27 protein-coding genes are annotated in these 23795 nt (G+C 66.1%); 8 read left to right on the top strand and 19 right to left on the bottom strand.

Annotated elements, in window-relative coordinates; translation table 11 throughout:
• Window positions 1–15: 15 nt before the first annotated feature.
• Complete coding sequence (locus JMY28_RS16650) at window positions 16–648, bottom strand: GNAT family N-acetyltransferase (protein WP_201697034.1); 633 nt, start codon at window positions 646–648, stop codon at window positions 16–18.
• Window positions 649–855: 207 nt separating this feature from the next.
• Here JMY28_RS16650 and JMY28_RS16645 point away from each other — a divergent pair, with 207 nt between their 5' ends.
• Window positions 856–1299, top strand: a complete 444-nt coding sequence (locus tag JMY28_RS16645; RefSeq protein ID WP_201697008.1) for a thioesterase family protein — start codon at window positions 856–858, stop codon at window positions 1297–1299.
• 12 nt (window positions 1300–1311) lie between these two features.
• Here JMY28_RS16645 and JMY28_RS16640 read toward each other — a convergent pair whose 3' ends face one another.
• The 3 genes from JMY28_RS16640 to JMY28_RS16630 form a co-directional block, all read right to left on the bottom strand.
• Entirely contained in the window at window positions 1312–1629 is a 318-nt protein-coding gene (locus JMY28_RS16640) for a YnfA family protein (protein WP_201697007.1), read from the bottom strand.
• Between the two features lie 77 nt (window positions 1630–1706).
• The gene (gene phnX, locus JMY28_RS16635) at window positions 1707–2510 is read right to left on the bottom strand and encodes a phosphonoacetaldehyde hydrolase (protein WP_201697006.1); all 804 of its coding nucleotides are present in this window, start codon (window positions 2508–2510) and stop codon (window positions 1707–1709) included.
• Between the two features lie 53 nt (window positions 2511–2563).
• Window positions 2564–3724 carry a 2-aminoethylphosphonate--pyruvate transaminase gene (locus JMY28_RS16630; protein ID WP_201697005.1) on the bottom strand — a complete coding sequence of 387 codons (1161 nt, stop codon included), beginning with the start codon at window positions 3722–3724 and terminating at the stop codon, window positions 2564–2566.
• Window positions 3725–3857: 133 nt separating this feature from the next.
• On the opposite strand from JMY28_RS16630, the gene JMY28_RS16625 reads away from it, so the two are divergent.
• Window positions 3858–4715: a LysR substrate-binding domain-containing protein gene (locus tag JMY28_RS16625; RefSeq protein WP_201697004.1), complete on the top strand. Its 858-nt coding sequence runs from the start codon at window positions 3858–3860 to the stop codon at window positions 4713–4715.
• A 17-nt stretch (window positions 4716–4732) separates the two neighbouring features.
• Here the strand turns inward: JMY28_RS16625 and JMY28_RS16620 are convergent, their stop codons facing one another.
• Window positions 4733–4954 (bottom strand): hypothetical protein, encoded by a 222-nt coding sequence (locus JMY28_RS16620; protein ID WP_201697003.1) that lies wholly within the window; start codon window positions 4952–4954, stop codon window positions 4733–4735.
• Between the two features lie 259 nt (window positions 4955–5213).
• Between JMY28_RS16620 and JMY28_RS16615 the strand changes: the two genes are divergently transcribed.
• Complete coding sequence (locus tag JMY28_RS16615) at window positions 5214–5885, top strand: phosphoribosyltransferase (protein ID WP_201697002.1); 672 nt, start codon at window positions 5214–5216, stop codon at window positions 5883–5885.
• A 38-nt stretch (window positions 5886–5923) separates the two neighbouring features.
• Here the strand turns inward: JMY28_RS16615 and JMY28_RS16610 are convergent, their stop codons facing one another.
• Entirely contained in the window at window positions 5924–6220 is a 297-nt protein-coding gene (locus JMY28_RS16610; RefSeq protein WP_201697001.1) for a YciI-like protein, read from the bottom strand.
• 212 nt (window positions 6221–6432) lie between these two features.
• Between JMY28_RS16610 and JMY28_RS16605 the strand changes: the two genes are divergently transcribed.
• The 3 genes from JMY28_RS16605 to JMY28_RS16595 all read left to right on the top strand — a co-directional run bounded on the left by JMY28_RS16605 (window position 6433) and on the right by JMY28_RS16595 (window position 8231).
• Window positions 6433–6741, top strand: a complete 309-nt coding sequence (locus tag JMY28_RS16605; protein ID WP_201697000.1) for a PsiF family protein — start codon at window positions 6433–6435, stop codon at window positions 6739–6741.
• Window positions 6742–7071: 330 nt separating this feature from the next.
• Window positions 7072–7515: a hypothetical protein gene (locus JMY28_RS16600; protein WP_201696999.1), complete on the top strand. Its 444-nt coding sequence runs from the start codon at window positions 7072–7074 to the stop codon at window positions 7513–7515.
• A 128-nt stretch (window positions 7516–7643) separates the two neighbouring features.
• Window positions 7644–8231 (top strand): BPSL1445 family SYLF domain-containing lipoprotein, encoded by a 588-nt coding sequence (locus tag JMY28_RS16595; protein WP_201696998.1) that lies wholly within the window; start codon window positions 7644–7646, stop codon window positions 8229–8231.
• A 23-nt stretch (window positions 8232–8254) separates the two neighbouring features.
• Here JMY28_RS16595 and JMY28_RS16590 read toward each other — a convergent pair whose 3' ends face one another.
• The 10 genes from JMY28_RS16590 to mltG all read right to left on the bottom strand — a co-directional run bounded on the left by JMY28_RS16590 (window position 8255) and on the right by mltG (window position 18671).
• The gene (locus JMY28_RS16590) at window positions 8255–9322 is read right to left on the bottom strand and encodes a glycosyltransferase family 4 protein (protein WP_201696997.1); all 1068 of its coding nucleotides are present in this window, start codon (window positions 9320–9322) and stop codon (window positions 8255–8257) included.
• 263 nt (window positions 9323–9585) lie between these two features.
• Window positions 9586–10752, bottom strand: a complete 1167-nt coding sequence (locus tag JMY28_RS16585; protein WP_201696996.1) for an AAA family ATPase — start codon at window positions 10750–10752, stop codon at window positions 9586–9588.
• Between the two features lie 112 nt (window positions 10753–10864).
• Window positions 10865–12271, bottom strand: coding sequence for an alpha,alpha-trehalose-phosphate synthase (UDP-forming) (gene otsA / locus JMY28_RS16580; RefSeq protein WP_201696995.1), 1407 nt, complete (start codon window positions 12269–12271; stop codon window positions 10865–10867).
• Between the two features lie 91 nt (window positions 12272–12362).
• Window positions 12363–13649: a mechanosensitive ion channel family protein gene (locus JMY28_RS16575; RefSeq protein ID WP_201696994.1), complete on the bottom strand. Its 1287-nt coding sequence runs from the start codon at window positions 13647–13649 to the stop codon at window positions 12363–12365.
• A 182-nt stretch (window positions 13650–13831) separates the two neighbouring features.
• Window positions 13832–14194: a Rap1a/Tai family immunity protein gene (locus JMY28_RS16570; protein ID WP_028207010.1), complete on the bottom strand. Its 363-nt coding sequence runs from the start codon at window positions 14192–14194 to the stop codon at window positions 13832–13834.
• A 94-nt stretch (window positions 14195–14288) separates the two neighbouring features.
• The gene (locus tag JMY28_RS16565; RefSeq protein ID WP_201696993.1) at window positions 14289–15014 is read right to left on the bottom strand and encodes an ankyrin repeat domain-containing protein; all 726 of its coding nucleotides are present in this window, start codon (window positions 15012–15014) and stop codon (window positions 14289–14291) included.
• Between the two features lie 67 nt (window positions 15015–15081).
• Window positions 15082–15867: a TatD family hydrolase gene (locus JMY28_RS16560; RefSeq protein ID WP_201696992.1), complete on the bottom strand. Its 786-nt coding sequence runs from the start codon at window positions 15865–15867 to the stop codon at window positions 15082–15084.
• 41 nt (window positions 15868–15908) lie between these two features.
• Entirely contained in the window at window positions 15909–16952 is a 1044-nt protein-coding gene (locus JMY28_RS16555; RefSeq protein ID WP_201696991.1) for a DNA polymerase III subunit delta', read from the bottom strand.
• 87 nt (window positions 16953–17039) lie between these two features.
• Entirely contained in the window at window positions 17040–17660 is a 621-nt protein-coding gene (tmk, locus tag JMY28_RS16550; protein ID WP_201696990.1) for a dTMP kinase, read from the bottom strand.
• A complete protein-coding gene (gene mltG / locus JMY28_RS16545; RefSeq protein WP_201696989.1) occupies window positions 17661–18671 on the bottom strand; it encodes an endolytic transglycosylase MltG in 1011 nt (336 codons plus the stop codon). It lies immediately after the preceding gene.
• A gap of 77 nt (window positions 18672–18748) precedes the next feature.
• Between mltG and ygfZ the strand changes: the two genes are divergently transcribed.
• Window positions 18749–19792 (top strand): CAF17-like 4Fe-4S cluster assembly/insertion protein YgfZ, encoded by a 1044-nt coding sequence (gene ygfZ / locus JMY28_RS16540; protein WP_201696988.1) that lies wholly within the window; start codon window positions 18749–18751, stop codon window positions 19790–19792.
• A 91-nt stretch (window positions 19793–19883) separates the two neighbouring features.
• Entirely contained in the window at window positions 19884–20738 is an 855-nt protein-coding gene (locus JMY28_RS16535) for an NRDE family protein (protein ID WP_201696987.1), read from the top strand.
• Window positions 20739–20742: 4 nt separating this feature from the next.
• Here the strand turns inward: JMY28_RS16535 and JMY28_RS16530 are convergent, their stop codons facing one another.
• The 3 genes from JMY28_RS16530 to JMY28_RS16520 form a co-directional block, all read right to left on the bottom strand.
• On the bottom strand, window positions 20743–21705 hold the full coding sequence (locus tag JMY28_RS16530) for an alpha/beta hydrolase (protein ID WP_201696986.1): 963 nt from the start codon (window positions 21703–21705) through the stop codon (window positions 20743–20745).
• 23 nt (window positions 21706–21728) lie between these two features.
• On the bottom strand, window positions 21729–22610 hold the full coding sequence (locus tag JMY28_RS16525; protein ID WP_201696985.1) for an SDR family oxidoreductase: 882 nt from the start codon (window positions 22608–22610) through the stop codon (window positions 21729–21731).
• Window positions 22611–22698: 88 nt separating this feature from the next.
• Window positions 22699–23697, bottom strand: coding sequence for an NADP-dependent oxidoreductase (locus JMY28_RS16520; protein ID WP_201697033.1), 999 nt, complete (start codon window positions 23695–23697; stop codon window positions 22699–22701).
• Window positions 23698–23795: the final 98 nt, after the last annotated feature.

The following is a 23795-nucleotide window of genomic DNA, read 5'->3' as shown; positions in this document are numbered from 1 at the left end:
CTGGCGCGGCACTGTTCAGCCGGTGGTTTGCAACCGGCGCAACAGGCCAGCCTTCACGTCGGGCCACTCGTCCTCGATGATGCTAAAGCGCACGGAGTCGCGCTTGCGGCCGTCCGGCATGATGCGTTCGCGGCGCACCACGCCCTCTTCTTTCGCGCCCAGGCGCAGGATCGCGGCGCGCGACTTCGCGTTGAGCACGTCCGTCGTGAACTGCACGCGTACGCAGCCGAGCGTTTCGAAGGCGTAGCTGAGCATCAGAAACTTGGCTTCCGTGTTCACGATGGTGCGCTGCGCCGAGGCAGCGAGCCACGTGGAGCCGATTTCCAGCTTGCGGTTCTCACGGTCGACCTTCCAGAAACGCGTGCTCCCCACCACGCGATCACTTGCGCGCAGCCGGATCGTGAACGGAATCACCGTGCCGGCGCGTACGCCATCGAGCGCCGTGGCAATCGAGGCGTCGATGGTAGCGGGACCAGGCACCACCGTCACCTTGAGGTTCCAGAGTTCGCCATCCGCCGCCGCGGTGACGAGACGCGGCGCGTCTTGCGCGCAAAGCGGGTGCAGCGCGACCGTGCGTCCGTTCAGCGTGGGCAGCTGATTCGGCGCGGGAGTGGCTTCGACGGCGGTTCGGGGTGCAGGGCCGGGCATGTCGGTCATGGCGGGTATCGATGGAATGTGGCCAGAGCGTGAGGCAAGCTGGGGCGAAAGGCTCACGCATTCTAGCGCCGGGCTCGCGTCGGAGGCGACGCGCCAGCCGTTACAATCGCGCCTGCAATCGGGCCCGACGTCGGGCCCAGCGCCAACGCTGCGCAACCCCGGTGGCGCCGCCCGTCCCCAATTTTTTCGCATCGCATCATGGCCCGCATCGAGCTCCACTTTCCCGAAGACCAGTTCTATTACTCGACGCACCTCACGGTGCGCGTCACCGACATCAATTCGGCCAATCACCTCGCCAACGATTCGATGATCTCGATGATTTCCGAGGCGCGCGCGCGTTTTCTGTTCGACGCGGGCATCGAGGGCATGAAGGACGCGCACACGAGCATCATCGTGACCGATCTGGCCACGACCTATCGCGCCGAAGCCTACGCGCGCGACGCGCTCTGCTTCGAGGTGGGCATCATGGATTTCAACAAGTACGGCGGCGACATCATCTTTCGCATTACGCGGCCTGCCGATGGCGCGCTGATCGCCATGGCGAAATCCGGCTTCGTGTTCTTCGACTACGAGGCGAAAAAGGTCGTGCCGATGCCGCAGGCCTTCCGCGACAAGTTTGCGCAGGTCAATAGAGTCGGTTGAGGATTGCGCCGCTCAACGCGGCTGAAACATGATGAGCGCCATGCCGGCCAGCGTGAAGCCGATGCCGGCCCAGTCCCAGGGGCTCGGCCGGATCGCCTCGACGACCCAGAGCCACAGAATCGCCACGCAGACGTAAACGCCGCCGTAGGCCGCATAGGTGCGCCCGGCGGCCGTGGGATGCAGCGTAAGCAGCCAGGCGAAGAGCGCGAGCGCGGCAGCTGCTGGCAAGAGGAGCCACGCGCTCGCGCCTTCGCGCAGCCAGCGATAAGGCAGATAGCAGCCGATGATCTCGGCGAGCGCGGTCACAACGAAAAGCAGAAACGTCTTCATGGGCGGCGGCCAGTGGCAGGGGCGCCCATGGTAACGCAGGCGCCAAGGCCTCCTGCAAGAGCCGCGCGAAATGCGGCTTACGGCCGCTCTCCGCGGGCAAGCCGCGATTCGATCTCGTTCACCACGGGCAGCAGGTCGGCGACGCTGTCGATCACATAGTGCGCGCCCGCCGCGCGCAGACGCTCCACGGCCGCGGCGCGGCGGCGTGCGAATTCATCGGGTGCGAGCGCGTGGACTTCGTCCTCGGTCAGGCCGAAGGCGTTGCCGCTCACCGCAACCCCCACCGCCCACGTCCCACCGTTGATGCCCTCTTCGATGCCGACTTCGGTGTCGTCCACCTTGATCGCATCGCGCGCGAGCCACACGCCGAGTTGCGGCAGCGTGCGATAGATCATGTAGGGCGAAGGCCGGCCCTCGGGCGTGTCGCCGGTGCAGACAATGCTGTCCGGCTCGAAGCCCTGCGCCTTCGCGCCCGGCACGATCTGGTCGATGATCTCGCGCGTGTAGCCCGTGGTCGAGCCTATGCGTACGCCATCGGCGCGCAGCGCGGCGGTCACCGCCGCCACGCCTGGAATGACGTCGCTGTACTGCGCCGCCACGGCGACGTTCTTCGGCACGAAGACGTCGTACACGGCGTCGATATCGGCCTCGCCTGGCGCGTGGCCATAGCGCGCTTCCCACGCCGCCGCGACGCGCGGCAGCGCCATCAGCGCCGCGATGTGCGGACGCTTGGCCATGCCCATCGGCCCGCGCGCCTCGTCGATCGTGACCGGCACGCCGAATTGCTCAAAGGTCTCGACAAAGGCGCCCATTGGCGCGCGCGAGCCGTAGTCGACCACGGTGCCGGCCCAGTCGAAGATCACTGCCTTGACGTGTTTCATTGCATGCGTCCTGCTAAAAGTCGATGATCTGTAGTCTTAACGATATGTGCGTATCAAGCGGCAAGTGCCTCGCGTGCGCCGAGATCGACCGCCGCGGGCGCAGCACTCGCCACGCCGAGCGTGCGCAACGCTTCGCCGCATGCGGCCACGACGCGGCGCATGACGGTTTCGTCGAGCGCGCCGATGCAGCCGATGCGAAAGCTCTCCACACTCGTCAGCTTGCCCGGATAGATGATGAAACCCCGCGCCTTCATGAGTTCGTAGAAGCGCGTGAAGTCGAATGCGGGATCGGCCGGCGAAAAGAATGTGACGATGATGGGCGAGCGCCAGGCTTCGGTCAGGAGCGGCTCGAAACCGAGCCCGCTCATGCCCTCGACGAGCACGTCGCGGTTGCGCGCATAGCGCGCAAGGCGCCCCGGCTGACCGCCTTCGAGCGCGTGCAGGCGCAGCGCCTCGATAAACGCGGCCACCGCGTGCGTGGGCGGCGTGAAGCGCCACTGGCCGGTGCGGTTCATGACATCCCACTGGTCGTAGATGTCCAGCGCGAGCGAGTGGCTCACACCCTTTGCGTCGTTCAGGACTGCTTTTTTCGCGATCACGAAGCCGAAGCCCGGTACGCCCTCGATGCACTTGTTCGCCGACGAGACGAACGCGTCGCAAGGCAGCGTGCGCACGTCGAGCGGCACCGCGCCGAACGCGCTCATCGAGTCGATCAGGAGCCGCCGCCCCTGGCGCGCCGTCACGGCTGCGATCTCCTCGATCGGGTTCAGAATGCCCGAGCTGGTCTCGCAGTGCACGACGACGACATGCGTGATGTCCGGGTTCGCGACCAGCAGGCGCTCGACGTCTTCGGCGCGCGGCGGCAGGTAGTCGCCGGTATCGTGCACGGTGTGCTGGCGGCCCAGGTAGCGCAGCGTCGTGGCAATGCGCTTGCCATACGCGCCGTTGGCGAGCACGAGCGCGTGGCCATCGCGCGCCACGAAGCTGCCGAGCATCGCCTCGACGCAATAGCTGCCACTGCCCTGCAACGGCACGCAGTCATATTCACCCTGTTCGTCGCCCGCGATCTGCAGCAGTGCGGCGCGCAACTGCGCGGTCATGGCGCGGAAGTCGGCGTCCCACGAGCCCCAGTCGCGCTGCATCGCGGCCTTGGTCGATGCCGCGGTAGTGAGCGGTCCGGGGGTCAGGAGATACGGCTCGGCGGGGGTGGTCATGCGGGCTCCGGTGGGCGTCAGGGCTGTTCACTGTCAATGGCGACACGTTAGCGCAGCGCTCGCCATCGGTAAAATCGATATAATCGATGCCGATATAAGCCCAACTTATCCCCTGCAACCGGAGCGCTTCGACATGCAATACGCGCAGTTGCGTGCTTTTCACGCGGTCGCCGAACACGGCGGGTTCTCGCGCGCCGCGCAGGCGCTCTCGCTCACGCAGCCGGCCGTGTCGGACCACGTGAAACGGCTCGAACAGGATTTCGGGGTCAAACTCTTCGAGCGCGGGCCGCGCGGCGTGGAACTCACGGAACTCGGGCGGCGGCTATTTACGGTGACGCGTCAGATGGTGGGCTGCGAGCGCGACGCGCGTCGGCTGCTCGAAGCGGCAGGGGCGCTCGAATCGGGCGAACTCGCCCTCGCCGCCGACGCGCCGGACCTCGCGATCAAGCTGATCGGCGCGTTCAGGCAGCGCTATCCTGGCGTGGTGATCAAGCTTTCGATCGCGAACGCGACCGAATGCATGCGCCGTGTGCTGGCGAGCGAAGCCGACGCCGCGATCACGGCCGCGCGCCAGGTGCACAGTCGGCTGCAGGCGCGCGTGCTGCGCGAGGAACCGCTAGTCGCGGTGGTGCCCGCAGAGAGCCCGGCCGCGAAAAAGCGCCGCATGACCTACGAGGAACTCGTGCGCGAACCGATGGTGTTTCGCGAAACGCATTCGGTCACGCAGCAATTGCTCGAATCCGAGCTCGTGCGCAAAGGGTTGCAGGTCCAGCCCGTGCTCTACGTGGATGGCCGCGAGGCGCTGCAAACGGCCATCGCGCAAGGCGTGGGCGTGGGCGTGATCGCGCATGCGGAATTCGGCGAGTCGCGGCGCATTCGCATGCTGCCGCTCGTGGACTGCCAGGTGCGCATGGTCGAATCGCTTACGCGCCTCGCCGACACCTCCTCGTCGAATCTGCTCGACGCGCTCTTTGCCACGCCGTTCGATTGAGCGCGCAAACAGGGCCGTCAGGAAACCACGATAGCCGTGCCGACGGCATGGAGCAGATCGCGCAGCATCTCGGCCTGCTCCATGCGCGCGCCGTGGCGCAGGTGAATGCGCAGTGCTCTGCCCGCGATGCCGTCGACCGGGCGCGCGAGCCATAGCTCGACCGCGAGCCCGAGGCCGTCAGGCGCATCGGGCACGACCGGTTCGACGACGCGCGGATTGAAGGAGGCGGATTCGGACATGGCGAGACCTCGTCGGTGGCGGGATCGACTTCATCGTAGCGAGGCAGCACGCCCGCGCCAAACGAGAAATCCGCGTATGCAAATGAGCGCCGCCCGGCATTGGATCGCGCTGGCAGTGGCATGCACGCGCGCCCGCGCCGCGCGCGGCGTCATGGCTGCGTGCGTGGCGTTGCTTTACGAGCAGCGTGTGCCCGCGAGTGGCAAACTGAGCGCATCGTTGTGCGGCAATTTGCCTGCGACGAGACGGGAGAACCTACTCATGGAACGCCCCTTTACCGATCGCCGCGAGGCGGGCCGGGTGCTCGCCGGCCAGCTCTCGGCCTACGCGGGCAGACGCGACGTGATCGTGCTCGCGCTCCCGCGCGGCGGCGTGCCGGTAGGCTATGAAGTCGCCAAGGCGCTGCACGTGCCGCTCGATGTCTTGCCCGTGTGCAAGCTCGGCCTGCCCTGGCAGGCGGAACTCGCCATGGGCGCGCTGTCGTCGAACGGCGCGCAGTACGTGGACAGCTCGCTCGTGCGCACCGCCGGCGTGAGCGAAGCGCAGTTGCAGAGCGCCATGGCGCTCGCGCGCATCGAGCTTGGCCGCCGCGAGGCGCGCTATCGCGGCGAACGTGCCCCGCTTGCGGTGGCGGGCCGGGTGGCGCTTGTCGTCGACGACGGAATGGCCACAGGCGCGTCGCTCAAGGCAGCTGCGCTCGCGCTCGCCACGCTTGGTCCCGCGCGCATCGTCGCGGCGCTGCCGGTCGCGCCCGCGGGCTCGCAAGAGCGCCTGGGCGGCACCGTTGACGAATTCGTTTGCGCGCGCATGCCTGAGGCGTTCTACAGCGTCGGCCAGTTCTATCTCGACTTCGATCAGGTCAGCGACGACACCGTGCGCGACCTGCTGGCTCTTGCGGCGGCTGACGACACGAACGGCGAGACGCAAATCTGAGCGTTGCACGTTGTACCGTCGTTGTTTGCCCTCACGCCTTATCGCACCGGATTCGAAGCCGCTTCGCCCACCACCGTTTGCCAGGGCCGCACGCGCCAGTGCTTCACGAGCCCCGAGCGCACATATGGGTCGGCGCGCGCGAACGCTTCGGCGGCGGCCGGGCTGTCACCCTGGAAAAGCAGCAGCGCATTGTCGACGGGATCGGCAATCGCCCCCGCGAGCAGCAACTCGCCCCGTTCGACGGCAGCCCATGCGAGTGCCAGATGAGCGCTGCGGTGTTCGCCGCGGCGTTCGAGATAGTCGTCTGCGAGTTCGTACATCAAGAGGTAATGCATGCATGGTCTCCGTGCTGTTGCGGCCGCGTCGGACTAGGGTGACGGCCGATAGCGAACATTGTGCAGCAGCGCGCGCGTCAACCGAACACATCGCCGCGTCGTTTTAATGGCGGCTTTGCCATAATGGCGGCGCGCGCAAGGCGCTCCGGCCCTACACGGCCTGGCCGCACGGCTAGTCAGAACGTCCAAATCCAAATTCAAGGGAGTGAACGATGAAGATGCAATCCGTCATTGCTGCAATCGTGCTGGGCGGCGTGCTGGCCGCGCCGGCGTTCGCGCAAACCGCCGCGCCCGCGGCGAACAGCCAGCAGAACAAGATGAAGGCGTGCAACACCCAGGCCGGCGACAAGAAAGGCGATGATCGCAAGGCATTCATGAAGCAGTGCCTTTCGACCGCCGGCGCCCCGGCTCCGACGATGACCCAGCAGGAACGGATGAAGGCGTGCAACGCCCACGCCGGCGACAAGAAGGGCGACGACCGCAAGGCTTTCATGAAGACGTGCCTCTCGACGAAGAGCTGAGCCAGGCGAGTTCAGGCACGCTAGTGCAACTGCAGGATCCGCGCGCCGCAGCGTTTGCTGCGGCGCGTTTTTTCATGGGCCGGTTTTGTGCGTTGCAGCGTCTTCTCAATCTCCGCGCGCCTGCGTCTTCGGTTGTGCGAATCATCGTCGAAGCATGCAAAAGCACGTGAAAGTGCGCGGATTTGGGCAGGTTGGCGTATTCGCGCGCATTCGGCCTGGCCGTTTTTCTCCTATGATGGCTGGAGCGGCGGCCCCTCCCCGCGAAATCACACATTAGCCATCGGGCTGCCGCGTTGACGTTGATGCCAAAGGCATCGAACGGAGGCGCAGATGGCATGGAGACACAAGAACCGCTGGTTTCGCCGCTGGCTGATGGTGATCACCTTCTGGCTCGTACCGGTGATGATCGTCGTGGTGCGCGAGGTTCAGGACGAGATGGCGTACAACCGCGCGGATTTGCAGCGGGCGCTGACAAGCTGGACCTTCACCGACGCCGAGCGTGACGCCGGCGCCGCGCTACGCTGCCACGGCGCGCCCGAAACCGCGCGTGCGGCCGGTTGCCCCGCTGCGGTGCTCGCGGCGAACGCGCAGCGCCAGCAGGAAGCACGCGACGAATACGCAGTACGACGCGCGACGCTCGCGGGCTATTTGTGGCACGCATTCGTCGGTTACTGGGTCGTGCCCGCTGCCGTGCTGCTCGCGATCGGCATGCTGATCGGCGGCGTGAAGCGCGCCCTGCGGCGACCCACGGCCAAGCCAGTGCCGGAACACTAGCGTTTTTCGTGCATGCGCCACCGCGCAGCGTTTGTGCTGCGCAGCCTCAAAGTGCGGATCGGGACGTTCAGGTATAACAAAAGGTCGCCGCGACATCGCGGCGCCCGGAAACCAGAACGGAGAACAAGATGACCGCATCTCGCTTCTTTTTGAGGGCTTCTGTCGCGATCGCCATCGGCGCGGCAGCGCTCTCGGGCTGCACGACCACCGGCAGCCAGGCACCCAACGCCGCGACCGACGCGTCGCGCGCCCAGTCGATCAACGCCGACGTCGACGCTACGCTTTCACGCCTCTATCAGACGGTGCCAGGCTCGCGCGAGCTGGTCAGCAAAGCTCGCGGCATCCTCGTGTTTCCGCGCGTGATTCAGGCGGGCATCGGCGTGGGCGGCGAGCACGGCGACGGCGCGCTGCGCGTGGGCGGTAGCACGGTTGGCTTCTACAGCACGTCGTCGGCTTCGGTCGGCGCAACGCTCGGCGTGCAGTCGAAGTCCGTCATCTATCTCTTCATGACGGAAGACGCGCTCGCGAAATTCCGCAATTCGAGCGGCTGGTCGGCAGGCGGTGACGCATCGGTTGCGCTCGTGAAGGTCGGTGCGAACGGCACGATCGACACCACCACGGCCACCAAGCCCGTGCAGGTCTTCGTGCTCACCAACAGCGGGCTGATCGGCGACCTCTCGCTCGGCGGCACGAAGATCACGAAGCTCGACCTCTAAGCGCGCACCGGACGTCCGCGGGCTCAGCTCGCGGACGTATCGATCACCTTGAAGCGCGAGCGCTTGTTCGCGCGAATCACGGCCTCATACGCCTGCACGTACTCCTGCGCCATGCGGTGCGAGGTAAAACGCTCTTCGAAGTGGCGCCGCACACCCGCACGCGGAACGCGCGAGAGGCGGTTCACCGCCGCCACGGCGCCAATCTCGTCCTCGACGATAAAGCCCGTTACGCCCTCTTCCACCACCTCCGGCACCGAGCCGCGATTGAACGCGATCACGGGCGTGCCGCACGCCATCGCCTCGATCATCACGAGGCCGAACGGCTCCGGCCAGTCGATCGGGAACAGCAGCGCATGCGCGCCCGAGAGGAATTCGGCCTTCTGGCCGTCGTTGATCTCGCCCACATACTCGACGTGCGGCAGCGCGAGCAGCGGCTTGATGTCGCGCTCGAAATACTCGCGGTCGGCTTCGTCGACCTTGGCGGCAATGCGAATAGGCAACCCACAGCGCCCGGCAATGCGTATTGCCGTGTCGACGCGCTTTTCCGGCGAGATACGGCCGAGAAACGCAAGATAGCGCTGCTCCACGGGCTGCGGCGTGTAGAGCGTCTCGGGAAGGCCGTGATAGACCGTGCGCAGCCAACGCGCTTGTGGCAACGGCTGACGCTGCGCATTCGAAATCGAGATGACCGGCGCGGTGTTGAACGTATCGAAGACCGGCTGCTGCTCGGGCAAGTCGAGACGGCCATGCAGCGTCGTCACGAACGGCGTTTCCTGGCGCTTGAACACCGAAAACGAGTAGTAGTCCATATGGAAATGCAACACGTCGAACTGGTCGGCCTGGCGGCGCACCATTTCCATCAGGAGCATGTGCGGAGCAATACGGTCGCGAATGCCGGGGTCTAGCCGCAGCGCGCGCGGCCACACGGGCTCGAGCTTCGCGCTCGTGAGCGAATCGCCGCTCGCGAAAAGCGTGACGTCGTGCCCGAGTTCGACCAGCGCTTCGGTGATGTATGACACGGCGCGCTCGGTGCCGCCATAAAGCTTCGGCGGGACCGATTCGGTCAGCGGGGCGATCTGCGCAATTCTCATCGAGTGTCTCCAGGAAACGGGGCCGCATTGCCCGTTCTTGCGGTGCTGCTCATTCTAAGCCAGCCAGTGGCGGCGTCCGCGGCCCGTGCTCCCCTCGGGTTAGCACGGATTGTTGCGGGGTCGAGTCTGGCCACGCATCGGTGCCGCGGCGGTTGTCCCATCAGTTATCCCATTATTCGGCAAGCCGGCCGCGTGCGCCGTCAGTCTTTCAATTTCTATTCGGTGTTACACGCCGAAACAACTCGTGCGTTTGCCCACGCGGCCTACCTGGCGGGCCATTTCCACGCCGGCACGTCGAGCGTGTCCGGATCGGCGAATCCGGTTGCGCCGAGGCGCCGCTCGAGCACGACCGACTGGCTGCCCGCTTCGCGCTCCAGCGCCGCGACGAGCCGCGCCGCGTGCGAGACCACGATGACCTGCGAGTGCCGCGACGCCCGCGCGATGAGCCGTGCGAGCGACGGCAGGAGGTCCGGGTGCAAGCTCGTTTCGGGCTCGTCGAGCACCAGCAGGCCGGGCGGCCGCGGGCTCAGCAGCGCCGCCGCGATCAGCAGGTAGCGCAAGGTCCCGTCGGAGAGTTCCGCGCCGCGCAGCGGCCGCAATAGCCCCTCCTGGCGCAGCGCCACCTCGAAGCGGCCTTCGTGATTCACGATCTCCACGCGCGCGCCCGCAAAGGCGTCGCCGACGGCGGTATCGAGCGCCTCGCCATCGCCGATCTCGCGGATCGTCTGCAGCGCGGCGGCGAGGTTTGCGCCGTCGTCGGCGAGCACCGGCGAATGCGTGCCGATCTGCACCTGGCGGGCGCTCGCGTGCTCGTCGGTGCGGAAGTGGTCGTAGAAGCGCCACGAGCGTATCTGCTCGCGCACGGCGATCATTTCAGGCGCGCTGCGCGGGTCGGCGTACTCGGTCATCATGCTGTCGAAGCTGGCGACGGGCTGCGCGAGCGTCGTCCATTCGCCCGAGGCGTCACGGATGCGGATCATCGGCCCCTGGCGGTCCACGAGCAACGCCGAAGGTCGCAGGATCGGTCCGCTCCAGATGCACTCGCGCTTGATGACCGGGTCGAGCGAAAACTGCGAGGTGGACGAAGGCAGCGGCAAGCCCAGATCGATCGCGTAGCCGAACGCGTCGCCCGCGAAGCCAAGCCGAAGGCTCACCGCATCCTTGCGCACCGTGCCCTGCACTGCGTATTCACCCGCGGCGACCGCGCGCGAGAAACGCTCGGGGCCCGCCCAAAGCGTGGATTGCAGGCCGCCCTCGCGCGCCAGCGACGGAATCACGCCGCCGCGCGCCGTGAGCGCGAGCAGGCGCAGCGCGCGATAGAGATTCGACTTGCCGCTGCCGTTCGGGCCGGTCACGACGTTGAGCGCGCCAAGCGGCACGATGAGCTCGCGCAGCGAGCGGTAATTGGCGATGGCGAGCGTAGTCAGCATGAACGTGCGTGGCGAGTGCCTGGGGATGCCCGGGGGTGCCTTCGGGTGGCTTGATCAGCCACGCATCATACGCAATCGTGCAGGCGCGCGAACGGCCTGTGCCCTGCCTCGGTCAGCGCGGCTGGGGCACCGCCGCGAGATCGCGCAGGAAACTGTCTCGCCACACGCCCAGATCGTTGCGTCTGAGCGCCTCCATGTTGGTCTGATAACGCGCCTGGCGCTCTTCGAGCGGCATCGAGAGCGCGCGTTCCAGCGCTTCCGACATACCGCTCGCATCGTGAGGATTCACGAGCAATGCACCCGTGAGCTCAGCTGCCGCGCCAGCGAAGATCGAAAGCACGAGCACGCCCGGATCGTCGGGATTCTGTGCGGCCACATACTCCTTGGCGACGAGGTTCATGCCGTCGTGCAACGGCGTCACATAGCCGATTTGCGACTCGCGAAAGAGCGACATCAGCTTCCAGCGATCGTACTGCTGGCTCAGATAGCGGATCGGCGTGTAATCGAGGCCTGAGTAGCGGCCGTTGATGCGCCCCGCCTCGCGCTCCAGCTCCTCGCGTATGACCTTGTAGCTCGCGACGTCCGAGCGTGTGGGCGGCGCGATCTGCACGAGCGTGACCTTGCCGCGCCATTCGGGCGACGTTTCCAGCAACTGCTCGAACGCGTGGAAACGCTCGACAAGCCCCTTCGAGTAGTCGAGCCGGTCCACGCTCATGATGAGCTTGCGCCCTTCCAGACTCTGCTTGAGATCGAGCACGTGCTGGCGGCTTTCGTAACGCGCAGCCTGCTCGGCGATTTCGTCCGGAAACACACCGATGCGGTAGACACCCGTGCGCAGCTTGCGGCCATAGGCCTCGACCTCACCGTGCTCCGGATTCTCCGCGCGCGCTGCCACCTTGCCGTGCGCCTCGCGCACGATGTAGTCGTGAAACGCCTGCTGGTCGTTCTGCGTCTGGAAGCCCAAAAGGTCGTAACAGCACAGCGATCTGACGAGTTCATCGTGCGGCGGAATGGTCTGCAGCACCTGCGGCGAAGGAAACGGAATATGCAGGAAGAAGCCGATGCGGTTGCGCAAGCCTTCCGAGCGCAGCGCCTCGGCGAACGGGATCAGGTGATAGTCGTGGACCCAGATGTGGTCGTCCGGGTGGATCAGCTTCATGAGCTTGTGCGCGAGCCACGCGTTCACGCGGCGGTAGCCCGCGTATTCGTCGCGCTCGTAGCGCGCGAGGTCGTTGCGGTAGTGGAAGACCGGCCACAGCGTGGCGTTCGAGAACCCGCGGTAGTACTGATCGTAGTCCTTGCGCGTGAGCCCGACTGTCGCGAAGGTGACGTGGCCTTCTTCGACGAGCGTCGGTCCCGCATTCGCCACCGTCTCGCTCACCACGTCGCCGCTCCAGCCGAACCACACGCCGCCCGAGTCCTTCAGCGCGCCGAATACGCCAACCGCGAGCCCGCCCGCCGAGCCCTTGGTTTCGGTCGGCGTCGCCACGCGATTCGAGACGACTATCAGTCTGCCCATCTTGCTGTTCCTCCTCCTGTCTTCACACTGCTGCATCCACTGCGGTATGGATTGCACCGGCAGCGTGCCGCAGTTGTCGTTCGTTGCCGCTTTAGCCTGGCTCGCGGCGACTTTCAGTCGCTGGCTCGCGGGCGCTGGTGGCTTCGGCCGCGTTGGCGTCCGTCGCCGGGCGGGGCGCCTCCCGTTCCTCGTTATCTCCCGGCACGCGCGTGCCAGTCACGGGATCCGCCTCAGTATGTGCCGCCGTGCTCGCCGCAGCCTGCCGCGCCGGGCGTCGCACGAAAGACGGCACTTCGCCGGTGCTGCTTTCGAGTTCCGCCGAAACCTCTGCGCGCGCTCGCGGCAGGAACTGCGGATAGTGTTCGTTGACGAAATCGAGCAGCCCTTCGCGCACGCGGCAGCGCAAATCGAAGTTCAGGCCGGAATCGCTCGAACTTACCAGCACGCGTAGCTGCATGGCGCGCTCGTTGGCGTCGGTGACCTGTAAAACCTGCACGCGGCGGTCCCATTCGGGCGCACGGTCGACGATGCGCGCGAGCGCCTCGCGCAGCGGCGCGAGCGGCATGCGGTAATCGAGCCACAGAAACACCGTGCCGATGATCTGCGAGCTGCTGCGCGTCCAGTTCGCGAACGGATTCTCGATGAACCACTGCAGCGGCACGATGAGGCGCCGCTGGTCCCAGATCCGCACCGAAACGTAGGTGCCCGTGATTTCCTCGATGCGCCCCCACTCGCCCTGGATCACGACCACGTCGTCGAGCCGGATCGGCTGCGAGAGCGCGATCTGCAAACCGGCGATCAGATTCCCTAGCACGGGGCGTGCCGCGATACCGGCAACGAGACCGGCGACGCCAGCCGAAGCCAGCAGACTCGCACCGATCTGCCGCACGTTCGGGAAGGTCATGAGCGCCGCGCCCACACCCACGATGATGATGAGCACCATCACCGTGCGCGCGAGCACGCGGGCCTGGGTGTGAATGCGGCGGGCCTGGAGGTTGTCGGCGATGTCGAGCGGATGCGCGGCGATGATGGCCTCGCCGATAGCCGCCGCGCAGCGCACCGAAAACCACGTGATGGCACCGATCAGCGCGAACGCGCACAGCTCGCGCAGGCCGTCGATGTGCCTGAGCGTGTCGGGCGCCTGCCACCAGACGAATTCGAGAGCGAGGATGGCGAGCACGGCAAGCGCCGGCTTGCGGATATAGCGCAGGAACACGCTGACGCGCGGATACGGGCGTGCGACGCGCAGCAAGACGCGGCCACCGCCCCAATGCATGGCGAACGCGAAGACGAGCGCGAGTGCGCTCACGAGCAACGTGCCGAGCCAGTCGTGCAACGGTGCGTCGATGAAACGGGAGAGATCGTCGAGTGTCGGCATCTGCGGCCAGTTCCTCCTGAGCATCCTGAGCAATAAGGCGACTCTTGGAAACGGCACGGGCGCCAGGCCCGCGGACGGCCACGGCGATGGTTCAGCTGGCCTCGCAGCGGCCTCGATGATGATTGGCGCGGCTATGGAAAGCGCCGCGCCGTGCTACTCGTTACGTCTACAACCCGCCGGCTTCAACTGCCGTTGCCGGTCTTGCAGGGAAACGCCTTGCCAAGCCCGAGCGAAATGGCGGTGCTGGCGTTGTAGCCGGCCACGTTCGGGTTGTCGGCGATGTACTTGCGCACCGCGTCGGTAAGTTGCGCGGAGCGCGCGTCGGGCGGCAGGCAGAAGTATTGACCCACGCGCGGCCCGGTAGTGCCGCCGATGGCGTCGATGGTGTTGAAGATGCCGTCCGCGGCACCTTCGATGTAGGCAGCGCACGCACTGCGCGAAGCCACGTCGGTCTTCGTACAGAGCCGGTTGAGGTCGCTTGCCGTGAATGCGAAAGCGGAGAGCGGTAACGCCATCGCGCCCGCACAGATCAGAACCCGCAGCATGGTTCTCCTTGAATTGTCGTGGGGAGCGGCGCTTCGAGCACATCGAGCGCCGCCGGTCGGCCGCGTTGGTCCAGTGCGGCCGCCTTCATCCCCATTATTTTGCACTGTTTTGCGGCGCTGCCGGGCTCGCCGTGGAGAGGCCAGCCTGTGTCATGCGCGCCGTAAGGTCCTTGATCGCGTCCGGTGCCTTGTACTGGCGCGCGAAATCGAGCGCCGTCATGCCGATCTGGTTCTTGGCGCCAAGCGTCGCGCCGTGCTCGAGCAGCATCTGGATCGTCGTGAGATGGTCGCCGCGCGCGGCCATCATCAGCGGCGTCGTGCCGTTCGGGGACAGTGCGTTGACGTCGGCCGAATAGCCGATCAGGAGTTTCGCGACGTCGTCGTTGCCGTTCGCGGCGGCGTAGTGCAGCGGCGTCCAGCCCTTCTTGTTGACCTCGGCACCCTTGGTGATGAGGAGCTTCACGAAGTCCACGTCGCCATTGAGCGAGGCCAGCATCAGCGCGTTTTCGCCTGCGCGGTCCTCGGCGGCGATGTTCGTCTTCGGGTTGTCGAGCAGCACCGCCCCAACCTTGTCGGACTTCTCGCGCGCCGCAATCACGAGGAGCGGCATGCCCTGGTCGTCTGTGGCGTTCGGGTCCATACCGTCTGCGAGCGCTTTTTGCACGCCCTTGTCGTCGTCGAACTTGACGCTCTTGATGAGCGAGTCGATCGGAGCGGCATGTGCCGCGGCGCCAAACAGCGTGGCGGCGACGCCGAGCACGAGCGCGGCGGCAGTACGGCGGACAGGGTTTGCGGCGTGCGGAAGCGGTTTCGAATTCATGTCAAGCCTTAACGTTATCTGCTATCTCGTTGATATTTAACATCATTGACAGCACGCGGTTCGCGATTCAGGCCGGAGGCTGGATCTTGAAGAGCCGGAAAAAATTCTGCGTGGTGACAGCGCCAAGTTCGGCGTCCGGCAACCCGCGTTGCTGCGCAATGAATCTTCCGACATGGCTCACGTACGCAGGTTCATTAGGTTTGCCACGAAATGGCACTGGCGCAAGGTATGGCGAATCGGTTTCGATCAAAAGGCGCTCGATCGGCACGCGGCGCGCCACCTCCTGCACATCCGTCGCGCTCTTGAACGTCACAATGCCCGAAAGCGAGATGTAAAAATTCTGTGCGAGCGCGCGCTCGGCAATCGCCCACGGTTCCGTGAAGCAATGCATTACGCCGCCGGGCTCGCCCGCGCGCTCTTCTTCCATGATGCGCAGGGTGTCGTCCGATGCGGCGCGCGTGTGGACGATGAGCGGCTTGCCCGTGGCGTGCGCCGCGCGAATGTGGGTGCGAAAGCGCTCGCGCTGCCACTCCATGTCGGCGATCGTGCGCTCGCCCAGGCGAAAGTAATCGAGCCCCGTTTCGCCGATTGCGACAACTTTCGGATGCTCGGCCAACTCGACCAGTTCGGCCACGCTCGGCTCACGCATATGTTCGTGGTCGGGATGCACGCCCACCGACGCGTAGACGTTCTCGTAGCGGCTCGCGATGTCGAGCACCGAAGGCAGCGTTTCGAGGTCCACCGACACGCAGAGCGCGTGCGTGACGGCGTTCTCGCGCATGTTCTCGAGCACCTGCGGGAGGCGGTCGCCGAGGCCCTCGAAGTTGATGTGGCAATGTGAATCGACAAACATGGGTGGTCCTGCGATGAAAGATTCAGGCTTGAGCGTGAGCGTCAGGCGAACAGTTCACGATAGCCGAGAAAGAGTTCCTCGAACACGAGGCGCGCATTCAGCGGGTGGTTTTCGACGGCGCGCTGGCGCGTGACCGTTTTCAGATAGCGCGCCAGCGCCGCAGCGTCGAGCTTCGCGGCGCAGCGCGCGAGACCGCTAGCGGTCTGCGGGAAGTAGCGCGGGCGGCCTGCTGTGCGCTGCGCGAGCAGATCGTAGACCCAGCGCTGCAGCCAGCCGAGCACGAGCGGCACCGGCAGCTTTTGCAACGTCTCGCCACAGGCAAAGGCATCGCAAGCCGGGCCCGACGCGAGTTGGGCCAGCGTCCAGTCGCGCAGCGTGCGGTTTTCGTCGTGCGCGAGCGCGAGCGCCGCGAGCGGCGCGCCGCCGGCCTCGGCAAGCAGCGCCGGCGCGTCGTCCACGCCCTGCTGCGCGAGCCAGGTCGCGGCGGCTTCGGGCGCGGGCGTGCCCATGGGCCACTGGCGGCAACGGCTGATGATGGTCGGCAGCAGGCGGTCGATACGCGCCGATACCACGAGGAACACCACGCCCGCGGGTGGTTCTTCGAGCGTCTTCAGCAGCGCGTTCGCGGCGGCGACGTTGAGCGCCTCGGCCGGATAGAGCACGACCACTCGCAGGCCGCCGCGGTGCGAACCCACGCCCGTGAAGCCGAGCAGCGCGCGCACCTGCTCGATGCGGATTTCCTTGCTCGGCGCGCGGCCTTTCTTGCCTTCTTCGCCGTCGGCCTTGTCAGCCTTCTCGGCCTTGGCGTCATCGTCGCCGGCCTGGCCGATTTCGCCCGCCAGGGCCTCCGGCACGACGATGCGGTAATCCGGATGATTGCCCTGAACAAACCAGTTGCACGCCGCACAAGCGCCGCACGGCTCGCCGTTGGCCTGCGGCGCTTCGCAAAGCAGTCCCTTCGCCAGGTGCTGAGCGAACTGGAGCTTGCCGATGCCCGCCTGGCCGTGCAGCAGGAGCGCATGCGGCCAGTGGCTGCGCAGTTGTTGCAGGCGTTGCCAGTCGTCGGTTTGCCAAGGATAGATCATCTTCGAAATCAATCGGTTAAACGATTTTCATGAGATTTCGCATGAAATTCGTGCAGCCATATAAGAACGCCAAATATCGCCTTGAAATCAAAGCGTTGCGATCACGTGCTCGAGTTTTTTGCGAATCGCGTCGATGCCCTGCGATGAATCGACGATCGCGAAACGATACGGCGCCTCTTCCGCGCGGCGCAGGTACTCCGTGCGCGTGCGCTTGAAGAACGCATCGGATTCGCTTTCGAAGCGGTCGGGCTCGCGCGCCGCGCCGCGCCGCTCGCTCGCCGTATCGGGCGGCAGGTCGAACAGCACCGTCAGGTCCGGCTGGAAACCGCCCTGCACCCAGCGCTCCAGCGTTTCGAGCTTGTCGCGCGGCAGCCCGCGGCCGCCGCCCTGGTAGGCGAAGGTGGCGTCGCTGAAGCGGTCGGACAGCACCCAGTCGCCGCGCGCGAGCGCCGGTTCGATCACCTTGGCGAGGTGTTCGCGGCGCGCCGCGAACATCATGAGCGCCTCGGTTTCGAGGTCCATCGGCTGATGCAGCACGAGTTCCCGGATCGATTCGCCAAGCGGCGTGCCGCCGGGTTCGCGCGTCATGACGACCGTGCGGCCCGAGGGCGCGAGTTTCTCGGCGAGCTGATCGCGAAACCAGGCGAGATGCGTGGTCTTGCCCGCACCGTCGATGCCCTCGAACGTGATGAATCGGCCCCGCGCCATTTAATTACCCCGGATGTATTTGTCGACGGCCTTGTTGTGGTCGACAAGATTGTCAGAAAAGACGCTGCTGCCGTCGCCGCGCGCCACGAAGTACAGCGCAGCCGTCGATGCCGGATTGAGCGCCGCCTGGATCGCCGCGGCGCCGGGCAGCGCAATGGGCGTTGGCGGCAAACCCAGGCGCAGGTAGGTATTGTAAAGAGTGTCCGACTGCAGATCGCGCTTGCGCAAATGCCCCGCGTAGTTGTCGCCCAGACCGTAGATCACGGCCGGATCGGTCTGCAGCGGCATGCCCACTTTCAGACGGTTTGAAAACACCGCCGCCACGAGCGCGCGATCGGCGGCGCGGCCCGTCTCTTTTTCCACGAGCGAAGCGAGCGTCAGCGCCTCGTAGGGCGACTTGAGCGGCAAGCCGGGCGCGCGCGCGGTCCAGGCTTCGTCCAGACGCGTCTGCATCAGATGGTAGGCGCGGCGATAGACATCGAGATCGCTCGAACCCTTGTCGAAGAGATAGGTGTCGGGGAAAAACAACCCCTCGCCGCTGCCGTTCGGCGCGGGCGGCGCGCCGATCGCGGCAAGCACCTCGGCATCGCTCATGCCAGCCGTGTCGTGGCGCAGCGCGGGGTTCGCGTCGAGTTCGGCGCGCATGTGCTTGAAGGTCCAGCCTTCGATGATGGTGGCCACGGACTCGTTTACGTCGCCGAGTGCCATCTTCTGGAGCACCTCATACGGCGTGACCCCCGCCTTGAACTCGTAGTTGCCCGATTTGAGCTGGCTCTGCAGGCCAAGCACGCGTGTCATGAACACGAAAAGTTGCGTCTGCACGGGCACGCCGCCGCGCCGCAATTGCAGCGTGACGCTGCGTACGGTGCTATGCGGCTTGATGGTGACGTCGAGCTGGGGTGCGGCAAGTTCGAGCGGCGTGGTGGCCCAGCGCCATACGGCGCCCGCCGCGGCGGCGCCAATCACGACTAGCGCGGCGCCGGCAACAAGGCATTTCTTCAGGAGGGACATGGAAACACGACTCAGGGGGACCTCATATAATAACTGCTTGCCTTCGCTAAAGTCAGGATTGACTGTTCCCCGAATCCATGAACTCACCGCTCGATCCCACTTCCACGCTTTCCGCTCCTGAATTCGCCCCTGCATCTGCCTCAGCAGGCGCGGCAGACTTCGACGCCGTTCTGAAAGGCGGCGCCTACGCGATCCTGCCGCAGTTCGGCGTGATCGACGCCGTCGGCGACGCCGCCGCGACCTTCCTGCACAGCCAGCTCACCAACGACGTCCAGCATCTCGACGTGGCCGGCGCGCGCCTCGCGGGCTACTGCTCGCCCAAGGGCCGTCTGCTCGCCTCGTTCCTGACCTGGAAGACTGGCGACACGATCCGTCTGCTGATCTCGAAGGACGTGCAGCCAACGGTGCAAAAACGCCTGTCGATGTTCGTGCTACGCGCCAAGGCCAAGCTCACCGACGACACCGACAAGCTGCTCGTGGTGGGCCTGGCCGGCGACGTACGCGGCGCGCTCGCGAGCGTGTTCGATGCGCTGCCCGACGGCGTGCACGTGAAAGTGGACGATCCCGCGGGCACGCTCATCCGCGTGCCCGATGCGGCCGGCGTGCTGCGTTATCTGTGGGTCGGCCCGAAAGAAGCCGTGCAGGCGCGCCTCGCGAAGCTCGACGGCGCGCTCAAGCGCGTGTCGCCGGCGGTGTGGGACTGGCTCGACATTCGCGCGGGCGAGCCGCGCATCACGCAGGCCGTGAGCGAGCAATTCGTGCCGCAGATGGTCAACTACGACGTGCTGGGCGGCGTGAATTTCCGCAAGGGCTGCTATCCTGGCCAGGAAATCGTCGCGCGCAGCCAGTATCGCGGCACGATCAAGCGCCGAACCGCGCTCGCCAATGTGGCCGCGAGCCTGGATGTCGCGCACGCTGGCGTCGAACTCTTCCATTCGGACGACCCGAGCCAGCCGTGCGGCATGGTCGTGAACGCGGCAGCTGCGCCCGAGGGCGGCGTCGACCTGCTTGCTGAGATCAAGCTTGCCGCGCTCGAAACGGGTAGCGTGCACCTGGGCGCCGCGGACGGCCCCACGCTGCGCGTGTTGCCGCTGCCGTACGCGTTGCCGGCCGAAGTTTGACGCTGCACACTGCGTCCATCGCAAGTGAGGCGCGCTGCGTCTCACATTGCCTGGGCACGGCCCCACTCCCGACCCTGCAAGGGCCAACTCCATGTGCCTGATCGTGTTCGACTGGCGGCCGCGCGCGAGCGCCGGCGCGCTTTTCACGCTCGCGGCCAACCGCGACGAGTTCCTGCGCCGCACCGCCGATCCCCTGCACTGGTGGAGCGCCGCGGACGACGTCACGTCGCCGGGCAGTTCGGCAACGGGCGTGCTGGCGGGCCGCGATCTCGTGGGCGGCGGCACCTGGCTTGGCATGACGCGCAGCGGCCGCTTCGCCGCGCTCACGAACTATCGTGCGCCGAAAGACATGCGCCCCGACGCGCCCACGCGCGGCACGCTCGTCTCGCGCTGGCTCACCGGCGCGCAAGGCCTGCCCGATACGCCGCTCGGCTATCTCGACGAGATCGCGCGCTCGGGCGACCTGTACAACGGCTTCAATCTGATCGTCGGCGACTGGGCGAGGCGGGAGCTTGCGTGGTACTGCAATCGCGCGGACCGTGCGCCCGCCTTGCTGCCCGAAGGCACGCACGGCATTTCGAATGCCGTGCTCGATACGCCGTGGCCCAAGCTCGTGCGCAAGCGCGCCGAACTCGCGCAACTCGCAGGCGGCGACGCGCAAGTGCCGCTCGCGCGACTCGTAGAGATGATGCGCGACCCGCAAGTCGCGCCCGACCGCGACTTGCCCGCAACGGGTATTCCACTGGAACGCGAACGCGCGCTTTCCGCGGCATTCATCGAAACGCCCGACTACGGCACGCGCGGCACCACGGCGCTGCGTGTCACGCTGCGCGGCGCCCTTCTGGATGTGGAAGCGCTGGAACGCAGCGACGACGACGGCTCGCATCGCGTCGTCCGCCCGGGCGCGTACGAGCGCCACGAGACCTACACGATCGAAAGAGGCTAGCGCTTCAGTCGCCGGTTCTGAGCGCCACGCGCAGCGCGTGGGCGGCCTGCTGCTGCGCGCGCCGCGCCTCGTCGATGAACGCGCCCATCTTGATGAACTCGTGAATCACGCCGTCGAACCGCACGAGCGTGACCTCGTTGCCCGCATCGCGCAGCTTTTGGGCATAAGCCTCGCCTTCGTCCACGAGCGGATCGAATTCAGCGACACCGATCCACGCCGGCGCGACGCCGCGAAAGTCCGGCTCGCCGCGTGTGCCGTCGAGCGGCGCGAAGCGCCAGTCGTCGCGATCCGAGTCGTCGCGCACGTAGTGATCGAAGAACCACTGGATCGTCGGCGCGGTCAGCAAATGGCCATCTGCGAGACGCTTGTGCGATTCGGTCTGCTGATGCGCGCTCACCGCCGGATAGAACAGCAATTGCAGCACGGGCGCGATACCCGCGTCGCGCGCCAGCACCGCGCAGACCGTGGCGAGCGTGCCGCCCGCACTGTCTCCGCCCACGGCGAAGCGCGAGGTATCCAGCGCGTATTCGGCTGTGTGCGCGTGGAGCCACGTGTAGGCGTCGAAGGCGTCGTGCACCGCGCACGGGAAACGATGTTCGGGCGCGAGCCGGTAGTCCACCGAAAACACGGCGCAGCGCGCGTCGCGCGCGAACATGCGGCAGAGCGCATCGTGCGTGTTCACGCTGCCGATCGTGAAGCCGCCGCCGTGATAGTAGACGAGCACGGGCAGCGGTTCCCCCCAATGCGGCTCCACCGGGAGATAAAGACGCGCGCGGATCGTCGCACCGTCACGCATTGGCACCTGCAAGTCTTCCACGCTATGCATCGGCGCTGACGGGATTTCGAGCACCGTCGCGCTCTTTTCATACTCGGCGCGCGCCTCCTGCGCCGTCTGCTCGTGATAAGGCGCGCGGCCCGTGCGGGCCACCATGTCGAGCACGAGTGCGATCTTCGCGGTGAGAGGCATGGCACGGACCCCGTGCGCCGTTTTTATTGCGGCGCTTTCTTGACTTCAGGTTTGAGCGAGAGCGGGTCGGTCGGGTTGCGCAATGTTTCGATATCCTCATGACGCAGCTTCACCGAAGCGAGAATCTGCGGATGCGTGAGGATATAGAAGCGCCCTTCCCGCACGGCGTCGAACGTCGCCTTCGCGACGTCGTCGGGTGTGAGCTTGCCGGAACGCACCGCGCGCTGCAACTGCAGATCGGCGGCCTGCTGCGAGCGCGTGAGCGGCGCTTCGTTGCGCAGATCTTCGGGGCGGCTGCGCTCGGCGTTCGCAATGCCGGTCGAGACGAAGGCCGGGCACAAGAGCGAGCAACTCACGCTGTCGGTCACGTTCTTCAGGTCGTGATAGAGCGTTTCAGTGAGCGAGACCACGGCATGCTTCGACGCGTTATACACGCCCATGGCGGGCGGCGAAAGCAGCCCCGCCACCGAAGCCGTATTGACGATATGCGCGCGTTCGCCCTGCGCGAGCATGACCGGCGTGAAGCTGCGCACGCCGTTGGCCACGCCCATCACATTCACGCTGAATACCCAGTCCCAATCCTTCGCGCTGCTTTCCCACACGAAGCCGCCAGTGCCGACACCCGCGTTGTTGAAAAGCAGATGCACTTTGCCGTAGGCATCGAGGGCAGCCTTCGCGAGTGCGTCGACCTGCGCGGCGTCGCGCACGTCGGTACGCACGCCGATCGCCTGTGCGCCGCCTTCACGCAGTGTATTGACGGTGTCGTCGAGCAGCGCCTGATCGACATCGGCGAGCACGAGCTTCATGCCGAGCGCTGCGGCCTGCTGCGCGAACGCGCGGCCAAAGCCGCTTGCCGCGCCCGTGATGACGGCCACGCGGCCGTCGAACTCAAACGGTTCGGACATTGCGAATCCTGCGGTGAAGGTTGCGGTGAATACAGCGGACGGAAAAGCGAAGCGCCCTTTCCGGGCGCTTCGCTGAACAGTGAAACAGTTAGATCAGCTTGACGAGTTGCTTGCCGAAGTTCTGGCCTTTGAGCATACCGAGGAACGCGCCAGGCGCATTCTCGAGCCCTTCGGCCACGCTCTCGCGATATGCGAGCTGCTGCTTCGCGACCAGCGTACCCAGCTCCGTCAGCGCCTGCGGCCACACTTCCATGTGCTCGCTCACGATGAAGCCCTGCACGAGCAGGCGCTGCGTAAGCAGCAGTTGCGGATACTTGAGCGGCATCGGCTCACCGTCGTAGCCCGCGATCATTCCGCACAGCGCGATGCGTCCGAACGCGTTCATGCGCGAGAGCGTAGCGTCGAGCACCGCGCCGCCGACGTTCTCGAAGTAGCCGTCCACGCCGTCCGGCGTCGCGGCCTTGAGGTCTTGATAGAGGTTGCCAGCCTTGTAATCGACGCAGGCGTCGAAACCGAGCGTTTCGACGACATAGCGGCATTTTTCCGCGCCGCCCGCAATACCCACCGCCCGGCAGCCCGCGCGCTTCGCGAGTTGGCCGACCACGCTGCCCACCGCGCCGCTCGCCGCGCTCACGACAACGGTTTGCCCGGCCTTCGGCGCGATGATGCGATTCAGGCCGTACCACGCAGTGACGCCCGGCATGCCCACGGGCCCGAGGTACGCTGAAAGCGGCACGTGGGTCGTATCGACGACACGCAGGTCACTGCCGTTCGACGTGCCGAACTCCTGCCACCCGGACATGCCCACGACCTTGTCGCCGACCTTGAACTTCGCGTTGCGCGATTCGACCACCTCGCCCACCGTGCCGCCGATCATCACCGAGTCGAGCGGCTGCGGCGCCGCGTACGACTTGCTGTCGCTCATACGCCCGCGCATGTATGGGTCGAGCGAGAGGTAGTGGTTGCGCACGCGCACCTCGCCCTCTTCGAGCGGTGCGAGCGGCGTTTTGACGAGGCGGAAGTTATCGACGCTCGCGGCGCCTTCCGGGCGCGAAGCGAGCAGGATCTGGCGATTGGTCTGGGTCATGGCGTCCATGTTGCTTCGTTGGGCGCGGCGAGGCGTTGCACGCCTGCCGCGCAAGAGAACAGTAATCGGGTGCGCACGAGCAAAGCCCTCGCCCACGC

This window comes from Paraburkholderia hiiakae (genome assembly GCF_904848665.1).
Classification (GTDB): Bacteria; Pseudomonadota; Gammaproteobacteria; order Burkholderiales; family Burkholderiaceae; genus Paraburkholderia; species Paraburkholderia hiiakae.
This window is presented reverse-complemented; position numbering and strand designations above follow the sequence as displayed.